Raw genomic sequence first — 25,141 nt, 5'->3', positions numbered from 1 at the left:
GGACATGTCGGAAAAGTTGGCGCCTTTCGTTAAATTTAAGAATAGTATGGAGTTAAATACCAATTCTGAAGTAGGTGTTGTGGGCCTTGGTCTAATGGGAACCAGTATAGCAACCGCATTACTAATAAATGGTCAAAAGGTTATTGCACTGGCACCGGTACTTTCCGAAACAAATCAAACTGCGCCAGATCGTATACTACATGCCTTGGAAGAATGTTATAGAGAAGGACTTAGCTCGACTCCGCCCAAAGACCTGTTCCAAAATTTACAGTTCACCTCCAATTATGCCGATCTTAAATCCTGTTGGTTGGTAATGGAATGTGTACTGGAAGACGTAAAAGTGAAACAGGACGTGTATGGGAAAATAGAATCCAATGTTTCGGATGAAGCCATCATTGCCACCAACACCTCGGCTATACCGATCAGTTTGTTACAAAACTATTTAAAAGTCCCGGAACGCTTTTTTGGAATGCATTGGGCCGAGCCTGCTTATATTTCTCAATTTTTGGAAATTATTTGCGGCGAAAAAAGTCCTTTGGAAATAGGCCGGCAATTGTATGTTATTGCTAAAAAATGGGGCAAGGAACCTACTTTGGTACGTAAGGACATTCGGGGATTTATTACCAACCGTATCATGTACGCCATGTACCGCGAAGCGTTCCATTTGGTTGAAAATGGGTATGCTACTATAGAAGATGTAGACCGTGCCTGTAAGAACGATGGCGGTCATTGGATGACCTTCTGTGGGCTTTTTCGTTATATGGATTTGACAGGGCTGCAAGCCTACCATGCCGTAATTAAAGATCTTTTTCCGGAACTGAGCAATCAAACCACAGTGCCTAAGTTAATAGATGATATAGCTAAAGAAGGCGGTAATGGAATTTTTAACGGAAAAGGGTTTTATGAATATAGCTCAGGGGAAGCTAAGGAATGGGAGTTAGTTTTTGAAAAATTTAAATTCGATGTTAACCGACTTTCCTTAAAGTATGCGGATAAAACAAAGGATATTTCATCCCTTAAAACAAAGAAATGAGCTCCAAATCCAAATTCCCCTTTATCATAGACGGTCATTTGGATTTAGCCACTAATGCCATGTCCATGAACCGGGACCTTACACAAAACGTTGAGGCCATTCGAAAAAAGGAGAAGGATCTTGGGTGGACGGATTTTCAAGATCGGGGAAAAGGTACCGTAGCCCTGCCCGAGCTTCGCCAGGGCAACATCGGCATAGTTATCACTACAATGATTTCCCGTTTTTCAGAAGTTGGTGACCCCTTGGATACCTTGGCGTTGCCCGGATGGCACTCCCCTCAGCAGGCCTATGCCCATGCCCAATGCCAATTGGCCTGGTATAGGGAGATGGAGGAATTGGGAGAAATGACCCAAATCAGAAATCAAAAAGACTTAAAGCAACATTTGCAGGTTTGGAAGAGTGAAGACCATGATATCATAAAAAAACCGATTGGCTATATTTTGGCGTTGGAAGGCGCGGATTCCATGGTAAATCTTGATTATCTATATCGGTATTATGAACAGGGATTGCGCTCCATAGGCATCTCACATTTTGGACCGGGGAGATATGCCGCTGGTACGCATTCGGATGGTAGTGGGCTTACCTCCCTTGGGAAAGAGTTGTTAAAAGAAATGAACACGCTTAACCTAATGCTAGATCTCACCCATCAGACCGATCAGGGCTTTTATGAAACCCTGGATATTTTTCAGGGTCAGGTCATTGCCAGTCATCAAAATTGTAGAGTATTGGTGCCCGGAGAGCGCCAGTTCACGAATGACCAGATCAAATGTGTTCTCGAAAGGGATGGCATCATAGGAGGTTCTTTGGACACTTGGATGCTACATCCTAATTTCAGGATGAACGTGGATGACCCCAAACAACTGGGTATCAACATGGAATGTTTGGTGGATCACTTTGACCATATATGCCAACTAGCGGGAGATAGCGAACATATTGGATTTGGAACCGATCTTGATGGTCTATTCGGACTGGAACAAACTCCTTATGATATGAATTCCATAGCAGATCTTCCCAAATTTGAGGATATTCTTTTAAAAAGAGGATATACCCCAACAGATATTGAGAATATCATGTATAAAAATTGGCTGCGAATACTAAATACTGTCTTAAAATGAAAATACGAACATTCAGTCCGGGATTACTCCGGAAAGCCACAATGGCCTTTCTTATGGGCACATTTTTACTTTTATCCTGTGAAACTATGACTAACACTAAAGATTCTCAACATTCCGGTTTACAAATTGGCTATGCAGAGGTGAACTATACACCCCCTGTGGGCCTAAATCTGGTGGGCAACTATCGGGGCAATGATTATGCCTCACGCGGCATTCACGATTCACTCTATGGCAAGGCCATGGTCGCAAAAGGAAATAATGGGGAAAAAATTGCCATCCTCTCCGTTGACATTTGTTATATTACCAAGGAGTCCGTGGACATGATGCGGGACCATATAGCGTCAGATTCCGATATTAAGGCTGAAAATATTTTGATCCATGCCACGCATACCCATAGTGGGCCGGAATCGGAACTGGATGCACCCGAGGCCAAGGAATATCTTCAAAGAGCAGCGAATGCAATCCATAGGGCCAACAAAAATTTGGCACCCGCCGGACTTTCAATAGGCCGCTCCAAAGAAGAACGCATTTCCCACAACAGAAGATTAAAAGCGGTAGACGGCACTACCCATATGGTTTGGGAGAAATTCGAACCTGGCTATATTGAAAAAGCTTTGGGGGGAAAAGACCCTGAAGTCATTACCATAAGTATAGAACAAGAAGGAAAGGTCGTAAATAGTATTGTCAACTTTGGGTGCCATCCTACCACACTTACCGGAAACAATTGGAGCTACTCCGCCGATTATCCCGGATATCTTACAGAATCCATACAAAAAATAATGGGCAAGGACTTTGGTGTACTTTTTTTGAATGCTCCAAATGGTAATGTTACGCAAGTAGATCATAAGGTCGGGTTTTTGGATACCTACCAGGAGTGTCAACGTATTGGGTATCTCTTGGGTGTGGCCGCTATGGAAGCCATGAGAAATTCAAAACCGGTTTCGGGGAACGGTAACATCAAAGTCTCAAGAAAACAGGTTCCCATAAAAAAAATGACCATTACCGATGAGCAGTATGAATGGGCAAAAAAGATAATGAAACGGGTAGAAAAAGAAGGCATGCCCGAATTACAACCGGATGGAATTCCTAATGAACTATATGCCAAATGGTGGATGGAAATGTACGAAGTCCAAAACGAGATTGACAAACTTGAGGTTATGACCATGCAAATAAGTGATATAGCCATAGTTGGGTTACCTGGCGAAATGTTCAATGAGTTTGGCATTTACATCAAAAAAAATTCTCCTTATGAAAACACCATAGTTGTCAATTTGGCCAATGGGAACTACAGATATTTCCCTACCGAAATTTCCTTTAGCCAAGGCCCTGAAGGATTTTTGCCCATGATAACAGGCTATGAGACCACTCCTGGCACTACAATCTACGAAATAGGTGCCGGAGAGAAATTGGCAGAATCCGCCGTAAACCAATTAAAAAAGATGTATGGGTCTTGAACAATAAATACCTAGAGCAAAAGAATTACTGTCAAAGATTCAATTGCCTCGAAATGTATTTTTTATCAAAAAAGAAAAGTTTTCGATATACGACAAATCAACTTTTTTGATATTTTTTACGGGCAATCATAGACTTGTAATAGCGATGTAAAAAGTCGTAACAGACCATCTCGTGCAAACGATTTTTGGACTTAAACAAACGATTCATGTGCATATGAAGATAGCTGGCCATTAAATCATCAAGCCGTATTTCCATAGTTCCCTGTTTGAGGTAATTTAGAATTTGTGAGGCAATGGGCCCAACCTCTTTTTCCTTGATGTCGATAACATCTAAAATTGGGGCATAATCCGGTTTGTCGGCCACATCAAAAATCATGAATTCCTCAATTTTTTTTCGTTCTTCCCGATACTTTGAATCGAGCTGTTTTTTTAGTGGTCGCGACATTCCGAATTCATTTCCAAATCCGGTTTTCAACCTATCCAAGAGCCGCAGCTTGTCATCGTCCGAATAGCCAAAATCATTGAGGTGCGAGTCCATGGCACGAAGTGAGAACAACCAACGAAGCAACTCCCCTTCCTCGCCTTCGATCATATCCAAAAAGTCAACTATCATTTTGCTATCGTAATAGAAAAAAACTTCCGATAATTCCATAGTACGTTCACCATAGCGTTCAATCTCCCTTTGATAGGTGTCCAGTTGAATTTTCCAGATAAGGTCTTGATCCATAAATTGCTTCAAGGACGGATAAAGTCCGTTAATAACCTCCCCTACTCTCCCTGTATCCGAAAAATGCAAACGGACTCTAAGATGGTGTCTTGTATCTGCATATCTTATGAAAAACCATTTATCGATAATGCCATCCTCCTTTAGCTTTTCAACTACAGGTTTAATGATTTCAGTAAGAACTACATCCGATGTCTTGTGGCCCGTATAAATTTTATAGTACAACCAACTGTCACCCAATATGTAATTCCGCTGTACCTTTTTTTGCTTTATCGTTGTTGATGTCATAACCTAGTTTTTCCTCATTAAAGAATGATACAATTACCTGATTGGTGTAGTACTCTTTTTTATGCTTTACGATTCCCTCTTCAGCAAACAAAAACTCCGTGAGCTTAAAATCCGTTCTTTTCTCTACGGTATCCAAGAACATCCTAACAGAGGTCAGATTATCAAAATTCACCAATAACTCATTGTCACCATCGGCGAGCATGGCAAATCTTGGCATCTTTAGGGTTTTCCTAAAAGAGGCCACTTCTTCGGTTAATTGCCCATCATTATCCCTTATTTTTAAAAGGGCCGAAATATGATTCTTCCTTAAGTGCCATGTGGCGTTCTGTAAAATCAGGTTATGGTATTCGATCCGAGGAAGAAATTCATAGTTTTCGGCGAACGGACTTAGGTTGATTCCTAATCCACTTCTAAATCCCTGGGTTTGCATATCGGCCAAAAAATGATAGATGGGAAGGGAATCCCGGGAATAGTTGTGGGCATTGGTCAAATGTGGAATTACCTGCTTATTGTATTTTTTTGACCTCAACATAATTGCATTGTTTTTGATGGAAATCATCAAATCGTCAAGCGCTAGTTGAAATGGCTTTGATTTCACGGACTTGGCCAAATACGGGATTTCATATTCACGGAAATCGGGACGCATTAAAATGTTGCCCACCCTTGATTCGGGAAGATGCACGATTTCCGCTAAAATTTTATTAGCATTTATCTTGGTTTCCGCTTGGATTATTTCCATGGTGTAATCATGAAGTTCCTTGTCCCCATGACAAAAACGACCCAAAAGGTTGGCAGCACTGGAGCCACCACCACCGTTTAACTTTATTTTTTGTCGGCCATTTTCAAGGATTATTTCGAGCATAAAGGACATTGTATCCGGCAAATCATCCCATTGGGTCTCATACTCCTGGAAATCTGCATCATTTAGCGTAATGGTGTAAGCATTTTCCTTGAAGGCCTTATTGAGTTTCTTTTGAAATATAGCGTTTATGGCAGTCCATTTTACATCAACAATCGATTGCCTGGAATCCCTTTCGGGAAGAACGATGCCATCTATCAATGGATTTATATCCCCTGACCCCTGATTCTGGATATATCCTAAACCTACTTCTACATCAAGGGCGGTTGCCAAAGGAACCTCACGTTCTTCATATCTTTCGTAAAAAGCTTCCTTGAATTTGGAAAGGAAGGTCTCTTGGGGCGGTATGGAAATCCTGTTGAGTAGGATAAGCCCTTTTTTTATATCATCGATAACATTTTCATTTAAGGTATTGGCCTTAACGCCCAATGCCACATCGGTCTGGAACATAAACTTAAGATCAAAGTCCGTCCCCAATTCCCTTAAGGATTCCGTTAGGTTAAGATACTCATCCGGATCATTGCCCATGGCAGAATCTAGGAAGAGCATTTTTTTTTCTGCTTCTCGCAATGCGTATAGTACATCTTTCGCATTATCCAGCTTTTCAAGTACGGAACAAATCTGTTCTAAAAACTCAGGTCCGGAAACGGAAGGTTCCAATTCACTGATAAGCAATTGACTGTCCACAAGTTCCTCTATATAGGAAGATGCTTCTTGGGTGGTAATTTCATCACTCACCAGGACATTGACCAAATCTAAGAGTAACGCACCTTTGTTCGCTTTTGCCAGCACCATATCAAGATATTCCGTATCGTCTACAGCTACAACGTTATGGTGTCTTTTACTGTTGATGTATTCGTATTCTACGTACCGTAACTGTTTTCCAGCTTTATAAATACTGGTATTAGGAAAAAAGAGAAGTTGATGTTTTATTCCGGGCCTTTTCACCAAATCCTGTGAAAGTGCCACCAGATAGTTCATATCCAATCTTGTATGCCGGCGGTTTTTATCTACCTCTCTTAAAACAGTGTTCGTTTGAACATCAAAACTTCCTACGGAACATCCGGCAAACAGTCCGAAGGGTGTACACCTTGAGGACATTCTTGTAAGATATTTGAGTATAGAAAATTTGAGTTTTTCTATTTTTTTTTTGTCCGTTAGTTCTCCATTCATCCATCTGGTAATTTCCGTGGACAAGGAAGGTGATGCCAAGAATAGGGCCTCTTTTATTACAGGGTCGTTATAGGCTTTTTTAAAATTTTCATCAGGGATAGTTTTTTTTGAGGTAAAGGTCTTGTACCAGTCCAAGGAGAGTAAAGGAGTCCTCAACACATAGTTGTAAAAACTTTTATAGGGATTACTGCCGGCCATATTGGGGTTAGCTTATCATTAAACACTCGTCCCAGCTTGTTTCAAAATCCGCCAAATAATCAATGATAACCAGTCCCATTCCTGTAATTCCCTCCAATAGGGATACATCGGCCACCCATTCGTTTACATCCCTCCACCTTTTATAACCGGCATAACCATCTTTATGTACCGCTTTATTTATACCATCCTGAATCCAGAATTCCATGGCGTCCCTGAATGCTGGAATTTTGGTCTCTTTATAAATCCGGGAAAAAATCTGGGCAATTCCATATGATCCATGACAGACTATGGCATCCTTAACCAAGCTCATATCTGGGGAGGTTCGGCTTGCAGCATGTTTAAGAACAGAAATCGATTCTCTTTGAAGTCTTTCATCCTTCAAAACCTTTGAAGCGTAGTACAACTGTAATCCAATGCCCAATTCCCCATAACACCATCCCAACCTACTATTACCACCGGTCTCTCCATTAAGCAGTACATGGTTGGGAAAAAGGGAGAAAGCGTTGTTTTCTTTTTTAAAACTGATAATGTAACCAACCGCTCCTTTAAGCATAGTTACGGTAAGTGGCTTAAATTCATCATATTGGGATAGTTTGACCAAAATTCCAATGATACCGGCAATCCCATGGGATAAACCGAGATTGTAACTTTTTTCTTGGCTACGCGGATGTACGGAAATCCATTTTAGATTGCCGTCCTTATCCTTTTCCGATAATTCATCTAGAAAAGAAATAAACTCAAAAAGATAAGTTCCATATTTGTTTTTCAACTTTTCCGATTTTGTATTCTTGTATCGGTTCAGAAAATAAAGGGCATAACCAATAGCACCATGTAAAAAATCATAGTTTCCTACATTCATATCGGAAACCATGGCCGTATGCAGATAATCGTCCAATTGTGATAGGAGATCATCCGTTTCGATTTCCATGAGATCTGCCTGTTCCAAATGGTCCAGGACCCAACCTGCACCGGCAATTCCATCACAAAATGTGGGATAGCCGTACCCTTCGTCAATTCCATCGGTAACCTTGGATAACATTTCTACACCAAAATCTGCATTGGAGTTAACGTCCAAATATTTCGAATAGTAAAATTGAAATAAGGAAACCCCTGATAATCCAACAAGTACACCAGCGTTTTTTTCCTCCTTATAGTGTTTTTGAATAGCGTTGTCAATCTTTGTCAAATGTTCTTCCAAAATTTTTTTGCTCATAACAGAATTTATGTTCAAGGCCATAATGCAAAATCGTATATGCCAAAGTCCGTTGATTTAGTACAAACAATGGCGTTTTATCCAATAATCCCAGGAATTATGCATTGCAGGGGCATAAACGTACATTTAGGCGCAATTAGAACAGAAAAACCATCAGCAAGGGTTTGTTTGCTACTGATGGTTAGGTGAAAAACAGTAATTCCTGACCGAAAATTTAACAACAAGAAATCACTATAGAAGCGCCAGAAGTACAATTGGCATTTGTGGTATCGGTTGGACAACCCAAGGAACAAGTGAGGTCATACATCGTAGCCCTAGCTCCGCCGGTTATCGCTTTAGAAGTTAAATTGGAAATCTTCTTTTTGCTAAGGGAAAGTTTCCCTGAAAACTTTGCTTTTTTCATGATAAATATTTAAAGATTAATATGTAATAAATGTAAGAAAATATTTAATATATAAAATTTTAAACTTGTTAAAGTTAAGGATAACCCTAGAAAAAAAATAGAGCACATCAACAAAAAAACCATTAGTTATGTGCCATAACTAATGGTCAAAAAAACTAACAAAAATAACTTCTAGCAACAGGAAATCACTACAGAAGTAGCTGAAGTACAGTTGTTATTAGTTGTGTCGGTCGGGCAGCCTATGGAACAACTATTTGCATAACTAGATCCTCCTCCTCCTACAATGGACTGAGCCGCCAAATTGGAAATCTTTTTTTTACCAAGGGAAAGCTTCCCAGAAAACTTTGCTTTTTTCATGATATTGCTATTAAGGGTTAATACGTATTAAATGTAAGAAAAAAGTTACATATATTTTATACCATTTATGTTAATTGTTTCTTCTTTTGCTTGATTTTATCATTTATCCTGTAATATTACTGTTCAAGTTTTGGTCTTCTCTTAGTTTTTATACGTTACCATTAAGGTGGTCATCTAACATTGCAAAATCCTATCAAGATTGAAATTATTCCTACTACTCATTTTGTTCCATTCCTTTTACTTTTATCAAAAGTTGTTAGCAATCTCGTTTTGCCATTGGGTAGGCACAGTTAATTTTGAGTTAGTTATCCATTAAAAATGTTTCTCTTGTTCTTCCCAATGGCTTTTTGTTCCGCCTACTCTACTCTTCGTTTTTACCTCATTATTAGTTTTTGCATATTTTCCATGCCAAGGGTTACGGAATTAGGTGTTTTAGGGGCTCCTTTCAAATATGCACTATATTTATAGCTGTAAAATTTGGATTCGATCTATTATTGTATGAATAAAAAAAAGTACACCATTAAGGATATTGCTCAATTCGCCGGTGTTTCCAAAGGTACCGTTGACAGGGTACTTCACAAACGCGGTAGGGTTTCCAAGGATGCCTATCAAAAGGTGGACAGGGTATTAAAAAAGATTGATTACAGGCCAAATCCGATTGCAAGAAACCTTAAGATCAATAAAACCTATAAAATTTGCGTCCTCATACCGGGCTTTGAAATAGACCCTTATTGGCTTCCGGCTATAGAAGGTGCGCGCATAGCCGCCAAGGAATTTGGCCCTTTCGGAGTAGTAGTCGAAGAATATCCATATCATCCTAACAGAACGAATCATTTTGTAGAACAGTCAAATGTCGCGATTGATTCAAACCCAGATGCGCTATTAATGGTTCCTATTTTTCACAAGGAATCACTAAAGGTATTCCAAAACTGTAGGCAAAAAGGAATATTTCTGGCGTCCTTCAACAATCATATAGATTCCTTGAGTATAGAAAATTTCATTGGCCAAGATTTAGTACAAAGTGGTAGGGTCGCTGCAAATCTTATAGACAAGGTTACTGCCGAAGGCACGCACATTGCAATTATACATATTGATGAGGAGTTGCATATGCGGCAAAAGGAAATTGGTTTTAGGGACTACTTTAAGGAGAAAAAGAGAAATACAAAAAAAATTATTACATATAATCTTAAGACAGATAATCCGGATCACTTCAAGACGGAATTCACTTTGTTTCTGGAAAGCCACCCTTGGATAACCGGCTTTTTTGTTACCAATTCCAAAGCCCATTTGCTGATAGAATTTCTTCGGACAGATGGCCGAAATTTTACAATGGTAGGATATGACCTTTTGGAGGAAAATCTGAAACATTTACGCAAAGGAAAAATAGATTTTCTCATCCATCAAAAACCAAAAAGACAAGCCTATTTGGGAATCGGTTATTTAGCGGAATATTTTCTATTTGAAAAAGAAATGCCTTCTCAAGAATTGTTGCCCATAGATATTGTAACCGCGGAGAATGTGAAATATTATATAAATTGATGCCTAGGAATATCAATTCTTCCTTCTTGGGATACTAAAAAATGGTTTTTAACAAACAATTCCATAGCAAATTGTTTCACCCTATATACGCTAGTACGAAGGCCGGTTTAACGAGAATTTTCGGAGGTGTGTTCGAGCACATTTTTTCTTGGACATCTTGTTTTATAGAAAAAATAGTTTAAATTCACATATTATAATAAAATGTTAAACTAACTTCATTATCAAAAAAACTAACATTATGACTAGAAAATTGATTGTATTTCTTGTGTTGGTATTAGGGGCATACCCTTTGCTGGCACAGAACAAAACCGTTACAGGAACGGTAACCGACACCTCGGACGGGTCACCTTTACCAGGGGTAAACGTTCTGGTTCAGGGAACCACGAATGGAACACAAACCGATTTTGACGGCAACTATACCATAGAGGTCGCCGAAGGAAACGTTTTGGTATTTTCATATATAGGAATGAGGACCCAAAGCATTACCGTTGGTGCTTCCAATACCGTTGATGTCCAAATGGTGGTAGACGAAAATCAACTGGATGAGGTTGTGGTCACCGCCCTGGGTCTTGAGCGTTCGGAAAAGTCACTGTCCTATGCTAACCAACAGGTACGAACCGAAGAACTTACCCAAGCACGACCTGTAAATGTCTTGGAAGGTTTGAGCGGTAAGGTAGCCGGTCTCTCCGTTACCCAGTCTTCTTCTGGTGTAGGTGCACCCACCAAAGTTTTGCTAAGGGGTAACCGTTCCATTGATGGGAGTAGCCAACCTCTATATGTGGTTGATGGTATTCTCTTGAACGGGGACATCAACAATATTAGCCCGGATGACATCCAAGAGATTTCAGTGCTTCGCGGTGCTAACGCTGCGGCCCTTTACGGTAGTAGGGCGGCCAACGGAGCCATCGTGATTACCACCAAATCCGGTAAGGGAGCCCGCGAAGGGGTTTCCACTTCCATAGGATTTGTATCTACCTTTTCAAGTGCCATCAACCTTTTGGAATTGCAAAATGAATATGGTCAAGGTGCTGGCGGCTCCTATGGAGAGCAAGCCACTACTTCTTGGGGACCACGGTTTGATGGAAGTCAAGTAGCGCACTGGTCCAACAATCCAGAATACCCGCTGTTTGGACAGACCTACGCCTATGAGGCACAACCGGACAATGTGGATGATTTTTTCCAAATTGGACATAACTTGGCTACCAATGTAGGGGTCAATATCAATACCGAAAAATCCAATGTCTTTTTGGGCTATACCTTTACCGATGCCGCAGGTATTGTACCAGGGAACGACTTGAGCAGGCATAGTATTTCCACACGTATAAACACCAAGATTACGGATAAATTGACAATGGATGGCAAATTGAACTATATCCGCGACGATTTTGCAAACCAATTGGCTACTGGCGAAGGTTTTGACAATCCCGTTAGGTATCTGTACAAAACGCCAAGAAATATCCGTACAGAGGATTTTGAAAACTTTGAATTCATTAATCCGGAAGGTAAGCTTCGGCAGCATTACTTTTTACCTCAGTTCAATGGGGGAGGAAACCCATATTGGACCATCAACAATGTGTTGCGTCCAAGATTACAGGAACGTGTCTTGGGGCTGTTGTCACTTAAATACCAAATTACGGATGACCTCTATATACTAGGACGTTCAGCTATAGACCGCGATAGTTATAGATCGGAGATTTTACGAAACAACGATACCTATACTGTGGCCCAGTTCGGTAGCTATCGGAAGGAACAACAGGTTCAATCTGATTGGAACAGTGATGTGCTGATCAACTACAACAAACAGATTACCGATGATTTTAAGATAGATTTGAATGTAGGGGCTAACCTCAGGGTTTTTGAACGGGACAGACTTTGGGGTGAAGGAACCAATTTCACCATCGAGAATTTCTTCGCACTGAGCAATACACAAAATCCAGTGGCTCGGGAAGAATTTGAGGCTTTTGAGCAACAATCCGTCTATGCTTTAGGTGAATTCTCCTATAAGAATGCTGTGTTCTTAAATTTAACGGCAAGAAACGATTGGAGTTCTACTTTACCAGAGGATAATCGTTCTTATTTTTATCCTTCTGTAGGTTTGACCGCGGTAGTTACCGATTTGGTTGATTTGAGCAGTTCACCCCTAAGCTTTTTAAAGTTGCGAGCCAACTGGGCCGAGGTGGGTAACGATACCGACCCCTTCCAATTAGCGCAAAGAGCCAACATCATCTTTGGTACGGCAGAACTAGACCCGGAATTACCTAACCCAGATTTACGCCCTGAGACAACAAGGTCATTGGAGTTAGGATTTGACTCCCGATTCTTGGACAATCGTCTTCGTTTAGATTTTACCTGGTTTAGGACCAATACCTTTGATCAGATATTCGCCACCCCTACCCCGGTGGCATCTGGAATCGCTAGCCGTTTTCAAAATGGAGCGGACATCCAAAATTCCGGGGTTGAAATCATCTTCGGGGCGACCATCATTGATAATCCGGACTTTACTTGGGACCTGGACGTAAACTTTGGTACTAATGAAAGTGAGGTCTTGGAAATTGCCGAAGGTTTTGACAGACTGACCATTAATAGTGATTTTATTCGGGACTATACCTTGGTTGTTGGTGGTGAATTTGGAGATATCTATTCCAGAGGTTATCAGCGCGACGATCAGGGCAGAGTACTTGTTGATGATTTTGGTCTTCCTTTAATCACTCCCGGAAGGGATGAGGTTTTGGTTGCCAATTTTAATCCCGACTGGTTAGGTGGTATCCGAAACTCTTTGCGTTACAAAAACTTTAATTTTAGTGCTTTGATCGATATTCGTCAAGGAGGTACGGCTACCAACTTTACGGACGCTATCTTGGCGCGGGACGGGGTTTTGGAATCAACGCTTCAAGGTCGTGAAGGCGGATTGATATTTGGTGAAAACTTTATAGCAGGTGAAACTGCCATCGTACAATCTACCGGAGCCGCTAATAACATAGCAGTTAGTGCAGAGGAATATTGGAACCGTGTAGGTGGTAGAAACACTCCCGTTGGAGAGGCCTTTGTAACGGAGCTGTCCAATGTTCGTTTACGGGAATTGGTCATTGGATATACGGTACCTCAAAATCTTCTTTCCAAAACCTTTATCACATCTGCCAATATATCCTTGGTCGGTAGAAACCTGTTCTTCATTTCCAACAAGGCTGATAGTTTTGACCCGGACCTGCTTGCCAGTATTGAAAACACTGCGGAAGGACGAGTGGCTTTTCCTTTACCTACAAGCCGCCAAATCGGGGTTTCGATAAACTTTGGATTCTAAAAAAAATTGTAATTTTAAAGAAAAAAACATGAAAAGAATTGTAACTAGATTATGTATAGCCTTGGTTTTAGGAGGATTCCTGCTAAGCTGTACGGATGATTTTACGGAACTGAACACCGATCCGAAGAACTTTACCACGGATGCGATAACTTCCTCGGAATATCCACTATTCGTTCAAAGGGCCTTGTATACCCCGAACTTTCTGCCTTTTGATAGTGCAAGAGGGCCTTTTCAGTTATGGCACTCATTGTTCTCGGATGTATATGCGAATTATTTCGCCACTACCGCACCTAACTTTGATAGCGACCAGTTTATCCTAGTGGGAGGATGGCTGAATGGTGCCTATCGCTACTTTTATAGTAGGTCTGCACCTAATATCAAGTTTGCAGAGGATACTGCTTTGGAACTTGGCTTTGATTTGGAAAACGCCATGATGAAGGTTTGGCGGGTCTATGCGTATCATAGGGTAACCGACTACTGGGGTCCTATTCCCTATTCCAATTTTGGAAATTTGGAAAACCAAGTATCGTATGATTCACAACAGGACATCTACAATGATTTTTTTACCACTCTAGCGGAAGCCATAACGGTATTGCAGTCCAATGCTGGAGGGACTTCCTTTTTAGGAGGGAATGATGTTATTTTTGGTGGTGATGTCGATAAATGGACAAAATTCGCCAATACCTTGCGTCTACGCTTGGCAATGCGTGTGAAATATGTGGATCCCGCGCTATCCCAAAGTAATGCCGAAGCCGCTATTTCGGGTGGGGTCATGACCTCTAATGATGACAATGCATTGATCCAGACCAATCTCAACTTCACCAATAGTTATACCACTATTACCCAATGGGGTGAATTCCGGATGAGTGGGGATATGGAGAGTATTTTAAAGGGATACCAAGATCCGCGGGTAGCCACCTATTACGCACCTGCCACCACCCCGGATGCTGCTGATGATCCGGCGGGCGTGGACTTTCCTTACGAAGGAATGCGCAACGGGCAAACAGCAGAATCCAAGGCGACTACGCCTTTCAATGACTTGGCCTCCAATATGGCCGGACCATACACCTTAGGTGGCGATCCCGGACCAGCTTGGATAGTCATGGCGGCTGCGGAAGCCTATTTCTTAAGGGCCGAAGCCGCATTGGAAGGATGGGCAGCAGGTGGAACTGCTGAAGATTTGTACAATCAGGGAATCACACAATCCCATTTACAGCATGGCTATGATGGTACCAACCTTTCGGGAGATGATTATGTCACCAGTGGACTGACCCCGGCCGCTATAGATGGTTCCAACCCTGCTGTATCTACGGTTCCTGTGGCGTATAATGCTGCTGGTAGTGCCGAGGCGCAATTGGAGCAGATCATTACCCAAAAATGGATAGCACTTTGGCCTGACAGTGAGGAGGCTTATGCCGAACGTAGAAGAACAGGGTATCCTGTATTGTATGACAGGCTAAACACGCTTAACCCCAATATAGCGGTCGATGAAATTCCTAGAAGGATGACCTACACCGCTACGGAGTTTGCTGATAACACCGAAGAGGTAAATGCAGCTATTTCCAATTTATTGGGTGGTCCGGATTTAGGTACCACTAAACTATGGTGGGACGCCAAAAATTAAATTAAACCACATATGTGTAAAAAAAGACCGCAATTCCGTTGCGGTCTTTTTTATATTATCTTTTGTAATTCTGTACCTTGTTGATTTATATACAGCTCTCGGCTATGCAAACTTCCAGACGATTCCTTTCCATCTTAGTAGCTTTCCTATTGATCTCTTGTACCCAGGAGGACACTAGTAAAATGTTTACGTTATTGGCACCTAGCACTACAGGAGTCACCTTCAAGAACGTATTACAGGAAACACAGGAGTTCAATGTGCTGGAATATAGCTATCTCTACAATGGTGGTGGGCTAGCTATCGGCGATGTAAATAATGATGGGCTTTCGGACATTTATTTTACGGGAAATATGGTCGGTAGTCATTTGTATATCAACCAAGGTAATTTTGAATTTAAGGAAATTGCCAAAGAGGCAGGTGTTTTTGCTGAAGGTTTATGGAACACCGGAACTACCATGGCCGATGTAAACGGAGACGGGCTTTTGGATATCTATATCTGCCGTTCGGCAACACCTTCAGCGAACCAACGAAAGAATTTGCTTTTTATAAATAATGGCCCTTCCAGTGATACGGGACAAGTGAACTTTACGGAGAAAGGAGCTGAATACGGCGTGGACGATTCCGGTTATTCTACCCAGGCTTCTTTTTTCGATTACGATAAAGATGGTGATCTTGATCTTTTTATTTTGAATCACTCTTCACAGAAATATGCCGGATTTGGTCAAATAACGGCATCTTTAAAAAATCGAAAGAATCCTGCCTTTTCCGATAAGTTATACCGTAATGATAATGGCAAGTTCACCAATGTAAGCGATGAGGCCGGTCTGGTCTCCAATGTCCTTGGTTTCGGATTAGGGGTAGCCGTTTCGGATATCAATAATGATGGTTGGCTAGATATCTATGTGTCTAATGATTACAATGAACAGGACTATCTCTATATCAATAACCAGGACGGAACTTTTTCCGAGAGTTTGGAAGAATTCATCGGACACACCTCCATGTTTTCCATGGGTTCGGATATTGCGGATGTGAACAACGATGGATATATGGATATCATGAGCTTGGATATGCTTCCTGAAGGCAACTATCGCCAAAAAATGGTGTCGGGACCTGATAATTACGATAAATATCAACTCTTGGTCAATTCCGGATTTTATAATCAGACTATGCGCAATATGCTACAGCTCAATAACCAGGGGACCTCGTTTTCTGAAATTGGGCAGTTTTCGGGCATTTCCAATACGGATTGGAGCTGGGCCGCACTTTTTGCCGATTTGGACCTGGATGGATACAAAGACCTTTTTGTAACCAACGGTTATAAAAGGGACTACACCAATATGGATTTTATGAACTATGCCGTTCAAGAAAAGCTAAAAGAAAACAAGACCGGGCAACAAACAGCCATTATGGACTTGATAGAAAAAATCCCATCCACTGTGGAGGAAAACTATACCTATCGAAATAAAGGCGATTTAACTTTTGAAAAGGTCAATGCTTCTTGGGGTTTAGATCAAAAATCACTTTCCAACGGTGCCGCGTATGCGGATTTGGACAATGATGGCGACTTGGATTTGGTGGTCAACAATATTGATGCCGAAGCATTTATATATCGTAATAACAGTGAAAAACAAGCTGCACATAACTATATAAAGGTACATTTAAAGGGAGAAGGCAAAAATACTTTCGGTATAGGCGCCAAAGTCATTATATATAGTGCGGGTAACAAGTTGACACAGGAAATGATCCCGACAAGAGGATACCAATCTTCCATGGGCCATGACCTAATTTTTGGACTTGGGGAAGCGGCCGTGGATAGTCTAGCCGTTTTTTGGCCGGATGACCGTATACAGACCCTGCGCAACATCGTTCCCAATCAAATATTGACCTTAGATCAAAAAGATGCCCAACTGTCGCAAGAGGAATCCATCCATTCTAAGCCAAGCTATTTCTCGGATATAAGTGCTGATAGTTTGTTGAATTTTGTACATCGTGAAAATAATTTTATCGATTTTAAACGGGAACAGTTACTGCCGCACAAACTTTCCACACAAGGCCCAAAAATGGCAAAAGCGGACGTCAATGGTGATGGTCTTGAAGATATTTTCATCGGTGGAGCCAAAGGCAGTGCAGGCAAACTTTTTCTACAATCCAAAACCGGAGGCTTTAAAGCGTCCAATTCCAAAGTTTTTGAAAAAGATAAGGATTCCGAAGATTTAGGTGTCCTTTTCTTTGACGCGGATAGCGACACGGATATGGATTTGTATGTGGTAAGTGGCGGAAGCGACTTCGATAGCAATGCCCCCGAACTACAAGACCGCATCTACCTGAATTCCGGAAACGGCATCTTTAACAGGAATGAAAACGCTTTACCCCAAATGTATACTAGTGGTTCTACCGCTGTGGCAGGGGATTACGACACCGATGGAGATCTTGATCTGTTTGTTGGGGGCAGGCTAACTCCGGGACAGTATCCCATAGCTCCACGAAGCTACATTTTACAGAACAACGGAAAAGGAAAATTCACGGATGTAACTCAGGATCTTAATGCCGACCTATTAAACCCAGGTATGGTAACCGATGCCCTGTGGACCGATTTCAATGGAGATGACAAAGCGGATTTGATTGTCATCGGGGAGTTTATGGGCATCCGTCTTTTTGAAAATTCAGATGGCAAGCTACAAGAAATCACGGACAATTCCGGTCTTAAAGATTCCGAAGGCTGGTGGAATACGATTGAACAGGCAGATTTTGATGCCGATGGCGATATGGATTACGTTTTGGGAAATTTTGGTCTAAATTCCCAATTAAAGGCCTCCACTGAAGAACCCGCGGAACTCTATTTCAAAGATTTTGACAACAATGGCTCCTTAGATCCCATTCTATGTTCCTATGTAATGGGTGAAAGTTATCCCGTTTTTTCCAAAGACGATTTGGTAGGTCAATTGAGTGGGCTTAAAAATAGATACGTCAATTACTCGGATTACGCCGATCAGAAAATCACAGACATTTTTACACAGGAAGAATTGGCAGATGCACAAATCTTGAAATCTAAAAACTTTGCAACCAGTTATATGGAAAACTTGGGGGATGGAAGTTTTCGATTGGCACCCCTACCCCATGCTGCCCAATTTGCCCCGGTTTATGGGATTTTAATAGATGATTTCAATCAGGACGACAACCTAGATCTGTTATTGGCCGGCAATTTCTTTGGAACCCGTGTGAAATACGGAAGATATGATGCCAATAGAGGTGTACTTCTTTTAGGTAATGGAAAAGGAGATTTTCATCCGGTATCCCATTCCAAAAGCGGACTCAACATCACTGGAGAAGTACGGGATATCATAAATCTGGAACTTCCCAAAAATGAACGGATTATTATTCTGGCTAGAAACAACGATACACTACTTACCTATAAAATTGATTCTGAAAAATGAAAAACGTGAAATACTATAGACGCTGTATATCCCTTATTGTGATATCGGTTACCGGCCTATTAACAATGCACGCCCAATCCGTAAGCATCAAAGAAGAAACCCTTATGTTGGATACCTACGATTTCGAAGACCCCGACCCCATACCTATCTTGGCCGATAATCCTAAGATTTTCCCCTATTTCAAATTTTATGGTTATGATCAGGTCTCTAAAAAAAAACCATGGAAGGTGGTTACCTTGGAAAACGATTATATCCAGGTCTTCGTACTTCCCGAAGTTGGGGGTAAGATATGGGGAGCCATTGACAAGGGTACTGGGGAGGAGTTCCTCTACAAAAACGAGGTGATGAAATTTCGGAACATTGCTATGCGGGGACCTTGGACATCGGGAGGTATCGAGTTTAATTTTGGGTTGATAGGGCATAGTCCGGATACCGCGACCCCGGTGGACTATGTAACCCGGGAAAACGAAGATGGCAGTGTAAGCTGCATCGTTGGAGCCATGGATTTAACATCCCGGACCAATTGGGGGGTTGAAATCCGATTGGAAGCGAACAAGGCTTATGTGGAGACCAAAGCCCACTGGTATAACGGAACTGCAGCGAACCAATCGTATTACAACTGGATGACCGCTGCTGCCGTGGTGGCCGATGACCTAGAATTTATTTATCCCGGCAACCAATATCTAGAGCATAATGGGACCGCCCGTCCATGGCCTTTTGACAGTGAAGGGAGAAATACGGCCTTTTACAAAAACAACCGCTATGGTGGTTCAAAATCGAAACATGTGGTTGGGGAGTATGAAGATTTTTTTGGGGGATATTACCACGATAAAAAATTCGGGTTTGGGCATTGGGGCCCATATGAAGAAATGCCAGGTCAAAAACTATGGCTATGGGCCTTGTCCCGAAGTGGGGGTATTTGGGAAGATTTATTAACGGATGCCGATGGGCAATATATGGAGTTTCAGGCAGGCCGATTGTTCAATCAATTTTCTCCTGCCAAAGCGGAAAATCCCATTACTCAGGCAAATTTTGATCCCTATGTGATGGATCGTTGGCGCGAGATATGGTTTCCGTTTAAGGAAATTGGGGGAATGGTAGATGCCTCTGAAGATGGGGTTTTGAATGTAACACTGGAGGGCAGCGAATTGTATGTTGGAGTCAACGCACTACAGGAGTTGAATAAAACGCTTCAAATTATTGTCAACGACAAGGAAGTGTATTCGGAAAGGTTGAATTTGAGACCAATGGAAATTTTCTCCCAAAAAGTAACAGCGAAATCTTCCGACAAAATAGAAGTCAAAATCCAAGGGAGCGAGCTACAGTTTATCAACGATACGGAAAGGAATCGCATTAAAAGACCTTTTGATTCCAATGCAGACGCTAAGCTTTCGAAAACCGAACAACTTTATACAGATGGTTGGGAGGCCATGAAGTATAGGGATTATGCCAAAGGACATGAGTTTTTGTCCAAGCTTTTGGAGCTTGACCCTTACCATCAAGATGGATTGGTAAAACTAGCGGAACTGGAGTTTAGAAGAACCAATTTTGAAAAGGCACTTGACCATGCCAATACCGTATTACGGTTGGACACCTATAATCCCGGCGCCAATTATTTTGCTGGCCTTGCCTATCAGGCCTTGAATGATACCATAAATGCCTTGGAATCCTTGGGTTGGGCTGCTCGTGATATGAAGTACCGCAACGCTGCCTTTTACAAAATGGCGGAAATCTATTTGGCAACAAAGAATTATGGCCGGGCAAAAATGTACGCTCAAAAAGCTCTGGATTTTAACCGGTATAATCTGCACGCCCAATATATTCTTGCCCTGGTCTCAAGAAAAGAAAAGAAAACCGAGGAATTCAATAACCATATCGAAACCATCCTTGAGATTGATCCCTTGAACCAATTTGCTTTGACGGAAAAGATGTTTATGGATTCTCCCGATAAGGTCAATCTGGAGATCCATAATGAATTTCCTGAAGAAACTTTATTGGAATTGGCTTTGCTTTATTACGGTTACGGAATGGAGAATGAGGCCCTTGCCATCCTAGGAAAAGGTGAAACAACCAAAAATAAGCTTTGGATTGCCTATTTGTTACGAAATAAGGATGATGCACAAAGTAAAGCTTTATTAAGTGAATTGACGCTGGAACCCATAGATTTCGTATTCCCATACCGCAGTGAGACCTTGGCTGTTCTGAAATGGGCCGTATCACAAAATAACCACTGGAAATTGAAGTATTATTTGGCTCAAAATTATTTGGCCGTAGGTCTTGAACACCAGGGAAAGGAACTGTTGAATTCTTTAGAGGATCAGCCGGATAGTGATATCTTCTATCGTTTCCGGGCGAAGATTATAGATGAGAATCCATATGCCCAGCGATTGGATGATCTAAAAAAGGCACTGGACCTAAATTCCCCTAACTGGAGGGTCTGGGAGGAACATATTCAATTCTATTTACAGCATAAGAAATTTGAGGACGCTTATGCCTTATCTAGAAAGGCGTATCGAAAATTCCCGGGTAACTATAGCATTGGGCTGTCCCACGCCAAGGCATCGGTAAATACTAATCGTCATGCCGATGTACTTAAGGTATTGGACAAAATTCAGATTTTACCCTACGAACATGCCACGGAAAGTCGAAGTATTTATGAAAGGGCTCATATGGCTATGGCCATGGAACAATACAAAAAGAATCGATTTACCAAGGCCAAGGAGGTTTTGGAAAAATCCAAGGAATGGCCAGAAAATATTGGGGTAGGCAAACCATATGATACCGATGAGCGTGAGCAGGATTTCCTTTTGGCCATGACCCTCGAAAAAATGGACAAAACCGAAGAAAGTAAATCCCTTTTGGAAAATATCGTATCGTATACTCAAAGTTCGGAACAAAAAAATACGATCAATCATCTATATGGCCTGTTAGCTGCAAAAAAACTCAATGACGGCAGTTATATGCAAGTCAAGAAGCATTTGAAAGGGCTCATTGGTGAAAACCATGAAATAGGTCAATTGGCTTTGGAGCTTGAACAAAATCCAAATACCACCCAAAATGGGAACAACATTCCACAGGATGTCTGGGAGTTGGCACAATGGTCTGCGCAGGATGCAGCTCAATAAACTGATCTATATTAGTTTACCGAATTGGTTTGATAACATAGCTGTAGGACATATTTGCTGCCGGGATTTGATATTTTTCCAAGGCCATTAAGCCCCAACTATTATCACCTCCAACACCCATTTGGCGGTAATCTATATTGATATTGACCAAATCTCGTTTTACGATGTCATAGGTATGCCGTTGTCGTTTGGTTTCCCCTGCATCAAAATCACTGTTGTATTGGTTGTGTGCACTAAAGCTGAATAGTTCAGGACCGTAAATCTCTATGCCCTTCCCCTGATCATCAATAAATTGAACCCAACGAATATCGGAACGATTACCATTCTCCTGAGGACGGATATAGGGAAAATACAAATCGGCTACTTGGGCTTCATATCTTCCCACCAAAGCTGAAGTTTTTCTATCTTCATAATTTTCATGTGGGCCGCGCCCGTACCACCCTACTTGATTGTATTTTTCATGGATAATAAAGTTGTTTCCATATCGGGGCAGTACGGGCAGGCTATCCTTTATATTCAGGAGTTGATTTGTAATCCGTATTTCGCCCTTATCGTTAATATCATAAATAACTTGGGCTTTTCCACCCACAGAAGGCAATCCGAAAGTGGTTGTTATTTTTAGCTTATCATTTTGGATTTCAAATGGATTTTCTGCAAGCTTTAAAACATCAATGGATGCATTGTTCTTATCGGAGGATACATCAAGCCCCATAAAATCCTGATTTTCTGAGGCACCTTTCCAGACCCCTAGTTTTTTGGGCATATTGTACCCAAAATCATTATCGGTAGTCGATCGCCAGAAATTGGCGCGCATCCCTTGTAGCAATATATTCCCATTGCCATAATCCAAGGACGTTAATTCACCTTTACCACTATCGAACTTCATTTCAAAACCCTTCCCCGAAATGATAAGAGTATCTTCATTTGAGGTAATGGAAAATCCGCTGCCAGAATCCTTGGTCTCAAAAACTTCGGAGGTATAGTCCGAAATGGAAAACTGCTCATAGGCAACCAAGTGATTCTTGGGGACCAAGGTAGTTTTTGTATTCGACCTAGCGTATAGATTCAATAGATACTCGGCTTCATTGTTCTCCAGCTTGGGTAGGCCGATGTTCAATACTCTTGATTCCGAGGGGTTCAATACAATTTCAGGAAGGTCTCCGGAATCTACTTTTCTACCCTCTTCCAACAACTCCCAACTGATATGGTATTCCCTTAGATTGGTAAAATCATAACCGTTGGTAATCCTTATTTTTCCAGATTTTGCATCTTCTCCCCCAAATTTAATGTACTGATATACCTTTTTAAGTTCATGTAATAAGGGTTGGGGCGATCTATCCGGATTTACCACGCCATTTAAACAAAAGTTTGCATCATTTTGCAAATTCTGTCCACCAAGATCACCACCGTAGGCCCAGTAGGCTTCACCGTTTTCAGTTTCGGCTAACAAGCCCTGGTCTACCCAGTCCCAGATGAATCCGCCTTGCAAAACATCGTATTTTTCGATTACATCCCAATAATCTTGAAGGTTTCCAAGGCTATTGCCCATGGCATGGGCATACTCGCATTGGATCAATGGCCGTTGAGGGTTACCTTCCGCGTAAGAGATCATATCAGGAATACGCATATACATGGGTGCTTGAATATCCGTGTTTTCATAGGCGGTAGCACCTTCGTACTGAACGGGACGTGTTGTATCCTTGGATTTTAACCAGTTGTAGGTAGCAAAAAAGTTTTGGCCATTGCCCGCCTCATTCCCCAACGACCAAGTAACGATGGAAGTAAAATTCTTATCACGTTCAAACATGCGTTCTGTACGATCTAAATGCATGGCCTTCCACTGCGGTAAATAGGCGGGGTGTACGGCCTGGGCCTCTTTGTTATCATCCAGTCCTTGGTTGGTGGCCCCCATCCCATGGATTTCGATATTGGCCTCATCAATGACATAAAATCCATATACATCGCACATACGATAAAAATGGGGATTCTTGGGGTAATGGCTACACCGAATGGCATTTAGGTTATTTTGCTTCATTAAGGTAAGATCCTTTAATGTTAAGTCCTCGGTTACCACATGACCCGTAAAATCGCTATGATCATGAAGGTTGGCTCCCTTGATCAACACAGGTTTTCCATTTATCAGAAATTGATTGTCCTTGATCTCTATCTTTCGAAAACCGGTTTTGAAACTAACCGCTTCCATTAAAGCTCCATCGGCATCCTTTAACTTTAACAACAAGGTATACAAATAGGGTTTTTCTGCGTTCCAGGTTTGTATATCGGGAAACCTTTGTTCAAAGCTGATCGATGATACATCTTTTTCGGAGTTTACTTTCTTGGAACTACTGAAAATTGGGGTATCCTTATCCAAAAGTTGTATCTCCAACTCCTCTTTCCCAGGACTTGAAATTTCTACTGAAAGTTGAAACAATCCGTCGGTATATCCATTTTCCAAATCTGCTATTATCCTGAAATCCTTAATCGTCGTCTTATTGGTGGCGTATAGATATACATCCCTGTTCATACCGCTCAAACGCCAAAAATCCTGATCCTCCAGATAACTTGCATCGGACCAGCGAAGTACCTGAACGGCAATGGAATTTTCACCGGGAACCACGTAATCGGTAATGTTGAAAGCCGCTGGAGTCTTGCTCCCCTCATTGTACCCAACTTTTTGCCCATTTACCCATACGTACATGGCGCCACTAACACCCTCAAAATGTAGATAGATATCTTTGCCTTCCCAGTTTTGTGGAATTTCAAAGTCTCTCTTATAACTGCCAACAGGATTGGTTTCATGGGGAATATAGGGCGGATTGGGAGGGAACATATAGGTAACATTGGTATAAACGGGAATCCCGTGACCTAGTATTTCCCAATTGGAGGGAACCACTATGGTATCCCAGCCAGAAATGTTAAATCCCTCTTCATAAAAGTTTTGAGGACGGGCTTGCGGATTTTCTGCCCAATAAAAATCCCATGTTCCATTTAACGACCTATATAAAGGAGAGTTCTCCCAACTTTGGTTCTGCAATGCGCCATCAATGCTCTCGTACCTGTAAAAAGAGGCGATAGGTTCTTCCCTGTTGATTTGAAAGATCTCCGGATCCTCCCATTCGGGATTTTCCCATTTTTCTGCCATATACATGGGTCGTTCATTGGTGCTATTGCATGAAATTAAAAGAACGGAACCCATAAGACAAAAAAGCACTTTATACATAACCTGGATGTTTTAACGGTTGTTGTCCTAAAGATAGTATAATGAAAAAAAAAGCCCGCTGTAAAAGCGGGCTTAAAATTA

At 41.5% G+C, this 25,141-nt stretch carries 14 protein-coding genes; 8 read left to right on the top strand and 6 right to left on the bottom strand.

Features of this window, described 5'->3' with window-relative positions:
- Positions 1-4 precede the first annotated feature (4 nt).
- The 3 genes from ACP2AF_RS14310 to ACP2AF_RS14300 are packed head-to-tail and all read left to right on the top strand — an operon-like array spanning position 5 to position 3,602.
- Complete coding sequence (locus tag ACP2AF_RS14310; RefSeq protein WP_425236832.1) at positions 5-1,033, top strand: 3-hydroxyacyl-CoA dehydrogenase family protein; 1,029 nt, start codon at positions 5-7, stop codon at positions 1,031-1,033.
- A complete protein-coding gene (locus ACP2AF_RS14305; protein WP_425236831.1) occupies positions 1,030-2,148 on the top strand; it encodes a dipeptidase in 1,119 nt (372 codons plus the stop codon). The genes ACP2AF_RS14310 and ACP2AF_RS14305 overlap by 4 nt, the downstream gene beginning before the upstream one ends.
- On the top strand, positions 2,145-3,602 hold the full coding sequence (locus ACP2AF_RS14300; RefSeq protein ID WP_425236830.1) for a neutral/alkaline non-lysosomal ceramidase N-terminal domain-containing protein: 1,458 nt from the start codon (positions 2,145-2,147) through the stop codon (positions 3,600-3,602). Before ACP2AF_RS14305 ends, ACP2AF_RS14300 begins: the two co-directional genes overlap by 4 nt.
- A 97-nt stretch (positions 3,603-3,699) precedes the next feature.
- On the opposite strand, the gene ACP2AF_RS14295 is transcribed toward ACP2AF_RS14300, so the two are convergent.
- The 5 genes from ACP2AF_RS14295 to ACP2AF_RS14275 all read right to left on the bottom strand — a co-directional run bounded on the left by ACP2AF_RS14295 (position 3,700) and on the right by ACP2AF_RS14275 (position 8,817).
- Positions 3,700-4,614 carry a thiopeptide-type bacteriocin biosynthesis protein gene (locus tag ACP2AF_RS14295; RefSeq protein WP_425236829.1) on the bottom strand — a complete coding sequence of 305 codons (915 nt, stop codon included), beginning with the start codon at positions 4,612-4,614 and terminating at the stop codon, positions 3,700-3,702.
- The gene (locus ACP2AF_RS14290) at positions 4,559-6,844 is read right to left on the bottom strand and encodes a lantibiotic dehydratase family protein (RefSeq protein WP_425236828.1); all 2,286 of its coding nucleotides are present in this window, start codon (positions 6,842-6,844) and stop codon (positions 4,559-4,561) included. The genes ACP2AF_RS14295 and ACP2AF_RS14290 overlap by 56 nt, the downstream gene beginning before the upstream one ends.
- A 7-nt stretch (positions 6,845-6,851) precedes the next feature.
- Positions 6,852-8,057, bottom strand: coding sequence for a lanthionine synthetase C family protein (locus ACP2AF_RS14285; RefSeq protein ID WP_425236827.1), 1,206 nt, complete (start codon positions 8,055-8,057; stop codon positions 6,852-6,854).
- Positions 8,058-8,271: 214 nt separating this feature from the next.
- On the bottom strand, positions 8,272-8,460 hold the full coding sequence (locus tag ACP2AF_RS14280; RefSeq protein ID WP_425236826.1) for a hypothetical protein: 189 nt from the start codon (positions 8,458-8,460) through the stop codon (positions 8,272-8,274).
- 171 nt (positions 8,461-8,631) lie between these two features.
- Positions 8,632-8,817, bottom strand: coding sequence for a hypothetical protein (locus tag ACP2AF_RS14275; protein WP_425236825.1), 186 nt, complete (start codon positions 8,815-8,817; stop codon positions 8,632-8,634).
- Between the two features lie 498 nt (positions 8,818-9,315).
- Between ACP2AF_RS14275 and ACP2AF_RS14270 the strand changes: the two genes are divergently transcribed.
- The 5 genes from ACP2AF_RS14270 to ACP2AF_RS14250 all read left to right on the top strand — a co-directional run bounded on the left by ACP2AF_RS14270 (position 9,316) and on the right by ACP2AF_RS14250 (position 21,840).
- Complete coding sequence (locus tag ACP2AF_RS14270) at positions 9,316-10,356, top strand: substrate-binding domain-containing protein (RefSeq protein ID WP_425236824.1); 1,041 nt, start codon at positions 9,316-9,318, stop codon at positions 10,354-10,356.
- Positions 10,357-10,594: 238 nt separating this feature from the next.
- Entirely contained in the window at positions 10,595-13,657 is a 3,063-nt protein-coding gene (locus tag ACP2AF_RS14265; RefSeq protein ID WP_425236823.1) for a SusC/RagA family TonB-linked outer membrane protein, read from the top strand.
- A 28-nt stretch (positions 13,658-13,685) separates the two neighbouring features.
- Positions 13,686-15,281, top strand: coding sequence for a SusD/RagB family nutrient-binding outer membrane lipoprotein (locus ACP2AF_RS14260; protein WP_425236822.1), 1,596 nt, complete (start codon positions 13,686-13,688; stop codon positions 15,279-15,281).
- Positions 15,282-15,385: 104 nt separating this feature from the next.
- Positions 15,386-18,715, top strand: coding sequence for a VCBS repeat-containing protein (locus ACP2AF_RS14255; RefSeq protein WP_425236821.1), 3,330 nt, complete (start codon positions 15,386-15,388; stop codon positions 18,713-18,715).
- A complete protein-coding gene (locus tag ACP2AF_RS14250) occupies positions 18,712-21,840 on the top strand; it encodes a DUF5107 domain-containing protein (protein WP_425236820.1) in 3,129 nt (1,042 codons plus the stop codon). The genes ACP2AF_RS14255 and ACP2AF_RS14250 overlap by 4 nt, the downstream gene beginning before the upstream one ends.
- 16 nt (positions 21,841-21,856) lie before the next feature.
- Here ACP2AF_RS14250 and ACP2AF_RS14245 read toward each other — a convergent pair whose 3' ends face one another.
- Complete coding sequence (locus ACP2AF_RS14245; protein WP_425236819.1) at positions 21,857-25,060, bottom strand: glycoside hydrolase family 2 TIM barrel-domain containing protein; 3,204 nt, start codon at positions 25,058-25,060, stop codon at positions 21,857-21,859.
- Positions 25,061-25,141 lie beyond the last annotated feature (81 nt).

This window comes from Ulvibacterium sp. (assembly GCF_965248315.1).
In the GTDB taxonomy this organism is placed as follows: Bacteria; Bacteroidota; Bacteroidia; order Flavobacteriales; family Flavobacteriaceae; genus Ulvibacterium.
The sequence above is the reverse complement of the archived record's forward strand: the minus strand, read 5'-3'. Positions and strand labels throughout refer to the sequence as shown.

What these genes read in the sequence shown, in the direction of transcription:
- ACP2AF_RS14245 (WP_425236819.1), bottom strand. Translation starts at nt 25,060, where the DNA reads ATGTATAAAGTGCTTTTTTGTCTTATGGGTTCCGTTCTTTTAATTTCA.
- ACP2AF_RS14260 (WP_425236822.1), top strand. Translation starts at nt 13,686, where the DNA reads ATGAAAAGAATTGTAACTAGATTATGTATAGCCTTGGTTTTAGGAGGA.
- ACP2AF_RS14275 (WP_425236825.1), bottom strand. Translation starts at nt 8,817, where the DNA reads ATGAAAAAAGCAAAGTTTTCTGGGAAGCTTTCCCTTGGTAAAAAAAAG.
- ACP2AF_RS14295 (WP_425236829.1), bottom strand. Translation starts at nt 4,614, where the DNA reads ATGACATCAACAACGATAAAGCAAAAAAAGGTACAGCGGAATTACATA.
- ACP2AF_RS14290 (WP_425236828.1), bottom strand. Translation starts at nt 6,844, where the DNA reads ATGGCCGGCAGTAATCCCTATAAAAGTTTTTACAACTATGTGTTGAGG.
- ACP2AF_RS14250 (WP_425236820.1), top strand. Translation starts at nt 18,712, where the DNA reads ATGAAAAACGTGAAATACTATAGACGCTGTATATCCCTTATTGTGATA.
- ACP2AF_RS14310 (WP_425236832.1), top strand. Translation starts at nt 5, where the DNA reads ATGTCGGAAAAGTTGGCGCCTTTCGTTAAATTTAAGAATAGTATGGAG.
- ACP2AF_RS14280 (WP_425236826.1), bottom strand. Translation starts at nt 8,460, where the DNA reads ATGAAAAAAGCAAAGTTTTCAGGGAAACTTTCCCTTAGCAAAAAGAAG.
- ACP2AF_RS14265 (WP_425236823.1), top strand. Translation starts at nt 10,595, where the DNA reads ATGACTAGAAAATTGATTGTATTTCTTGTGTTGGTATTAGGGGCATAC.
- ACP2AF_RS14270 (WP_425236824.1), top strand. Translation starts at nt 9,316, where the DNA reads ATGAATAAAAAAAAGTACACCATTAAGGATATTGCTCAATTCGCCGGT.
- ACP2AF_RS14305 (WP_425236831.1), top strand. Translation starts at nt 1,030, where the DNA reads ATGAGCTCCAAATCCAAATTCCCCTTTATCATAGACGGTCATTTGGAT.
- ACP2AF_RS14255 (WP_425236821.1), top strand. Translation starts at nt 15,386, where the DNA reads ATGCAAACTTCCAGACGATTCCTTTCCATCTTAGTAGCTTTCCTATTG.
- ACP2AF_RS14300 (WP_425236830.1), top strand. Translation starts at nt 2,145, where the DNA reads ATGAAAATACGAACATTCAGTCCGGGATTACTCCGGAAAGCCACAATG.
- ACP2AF_RS14285 (WP_425236827.1), bottom strand. Translation starts at nt 8,057, where the DNA reads ATGAGCAAAAAAATTTTGGAAGAACATTTGACAAAGATTGACAACGCT.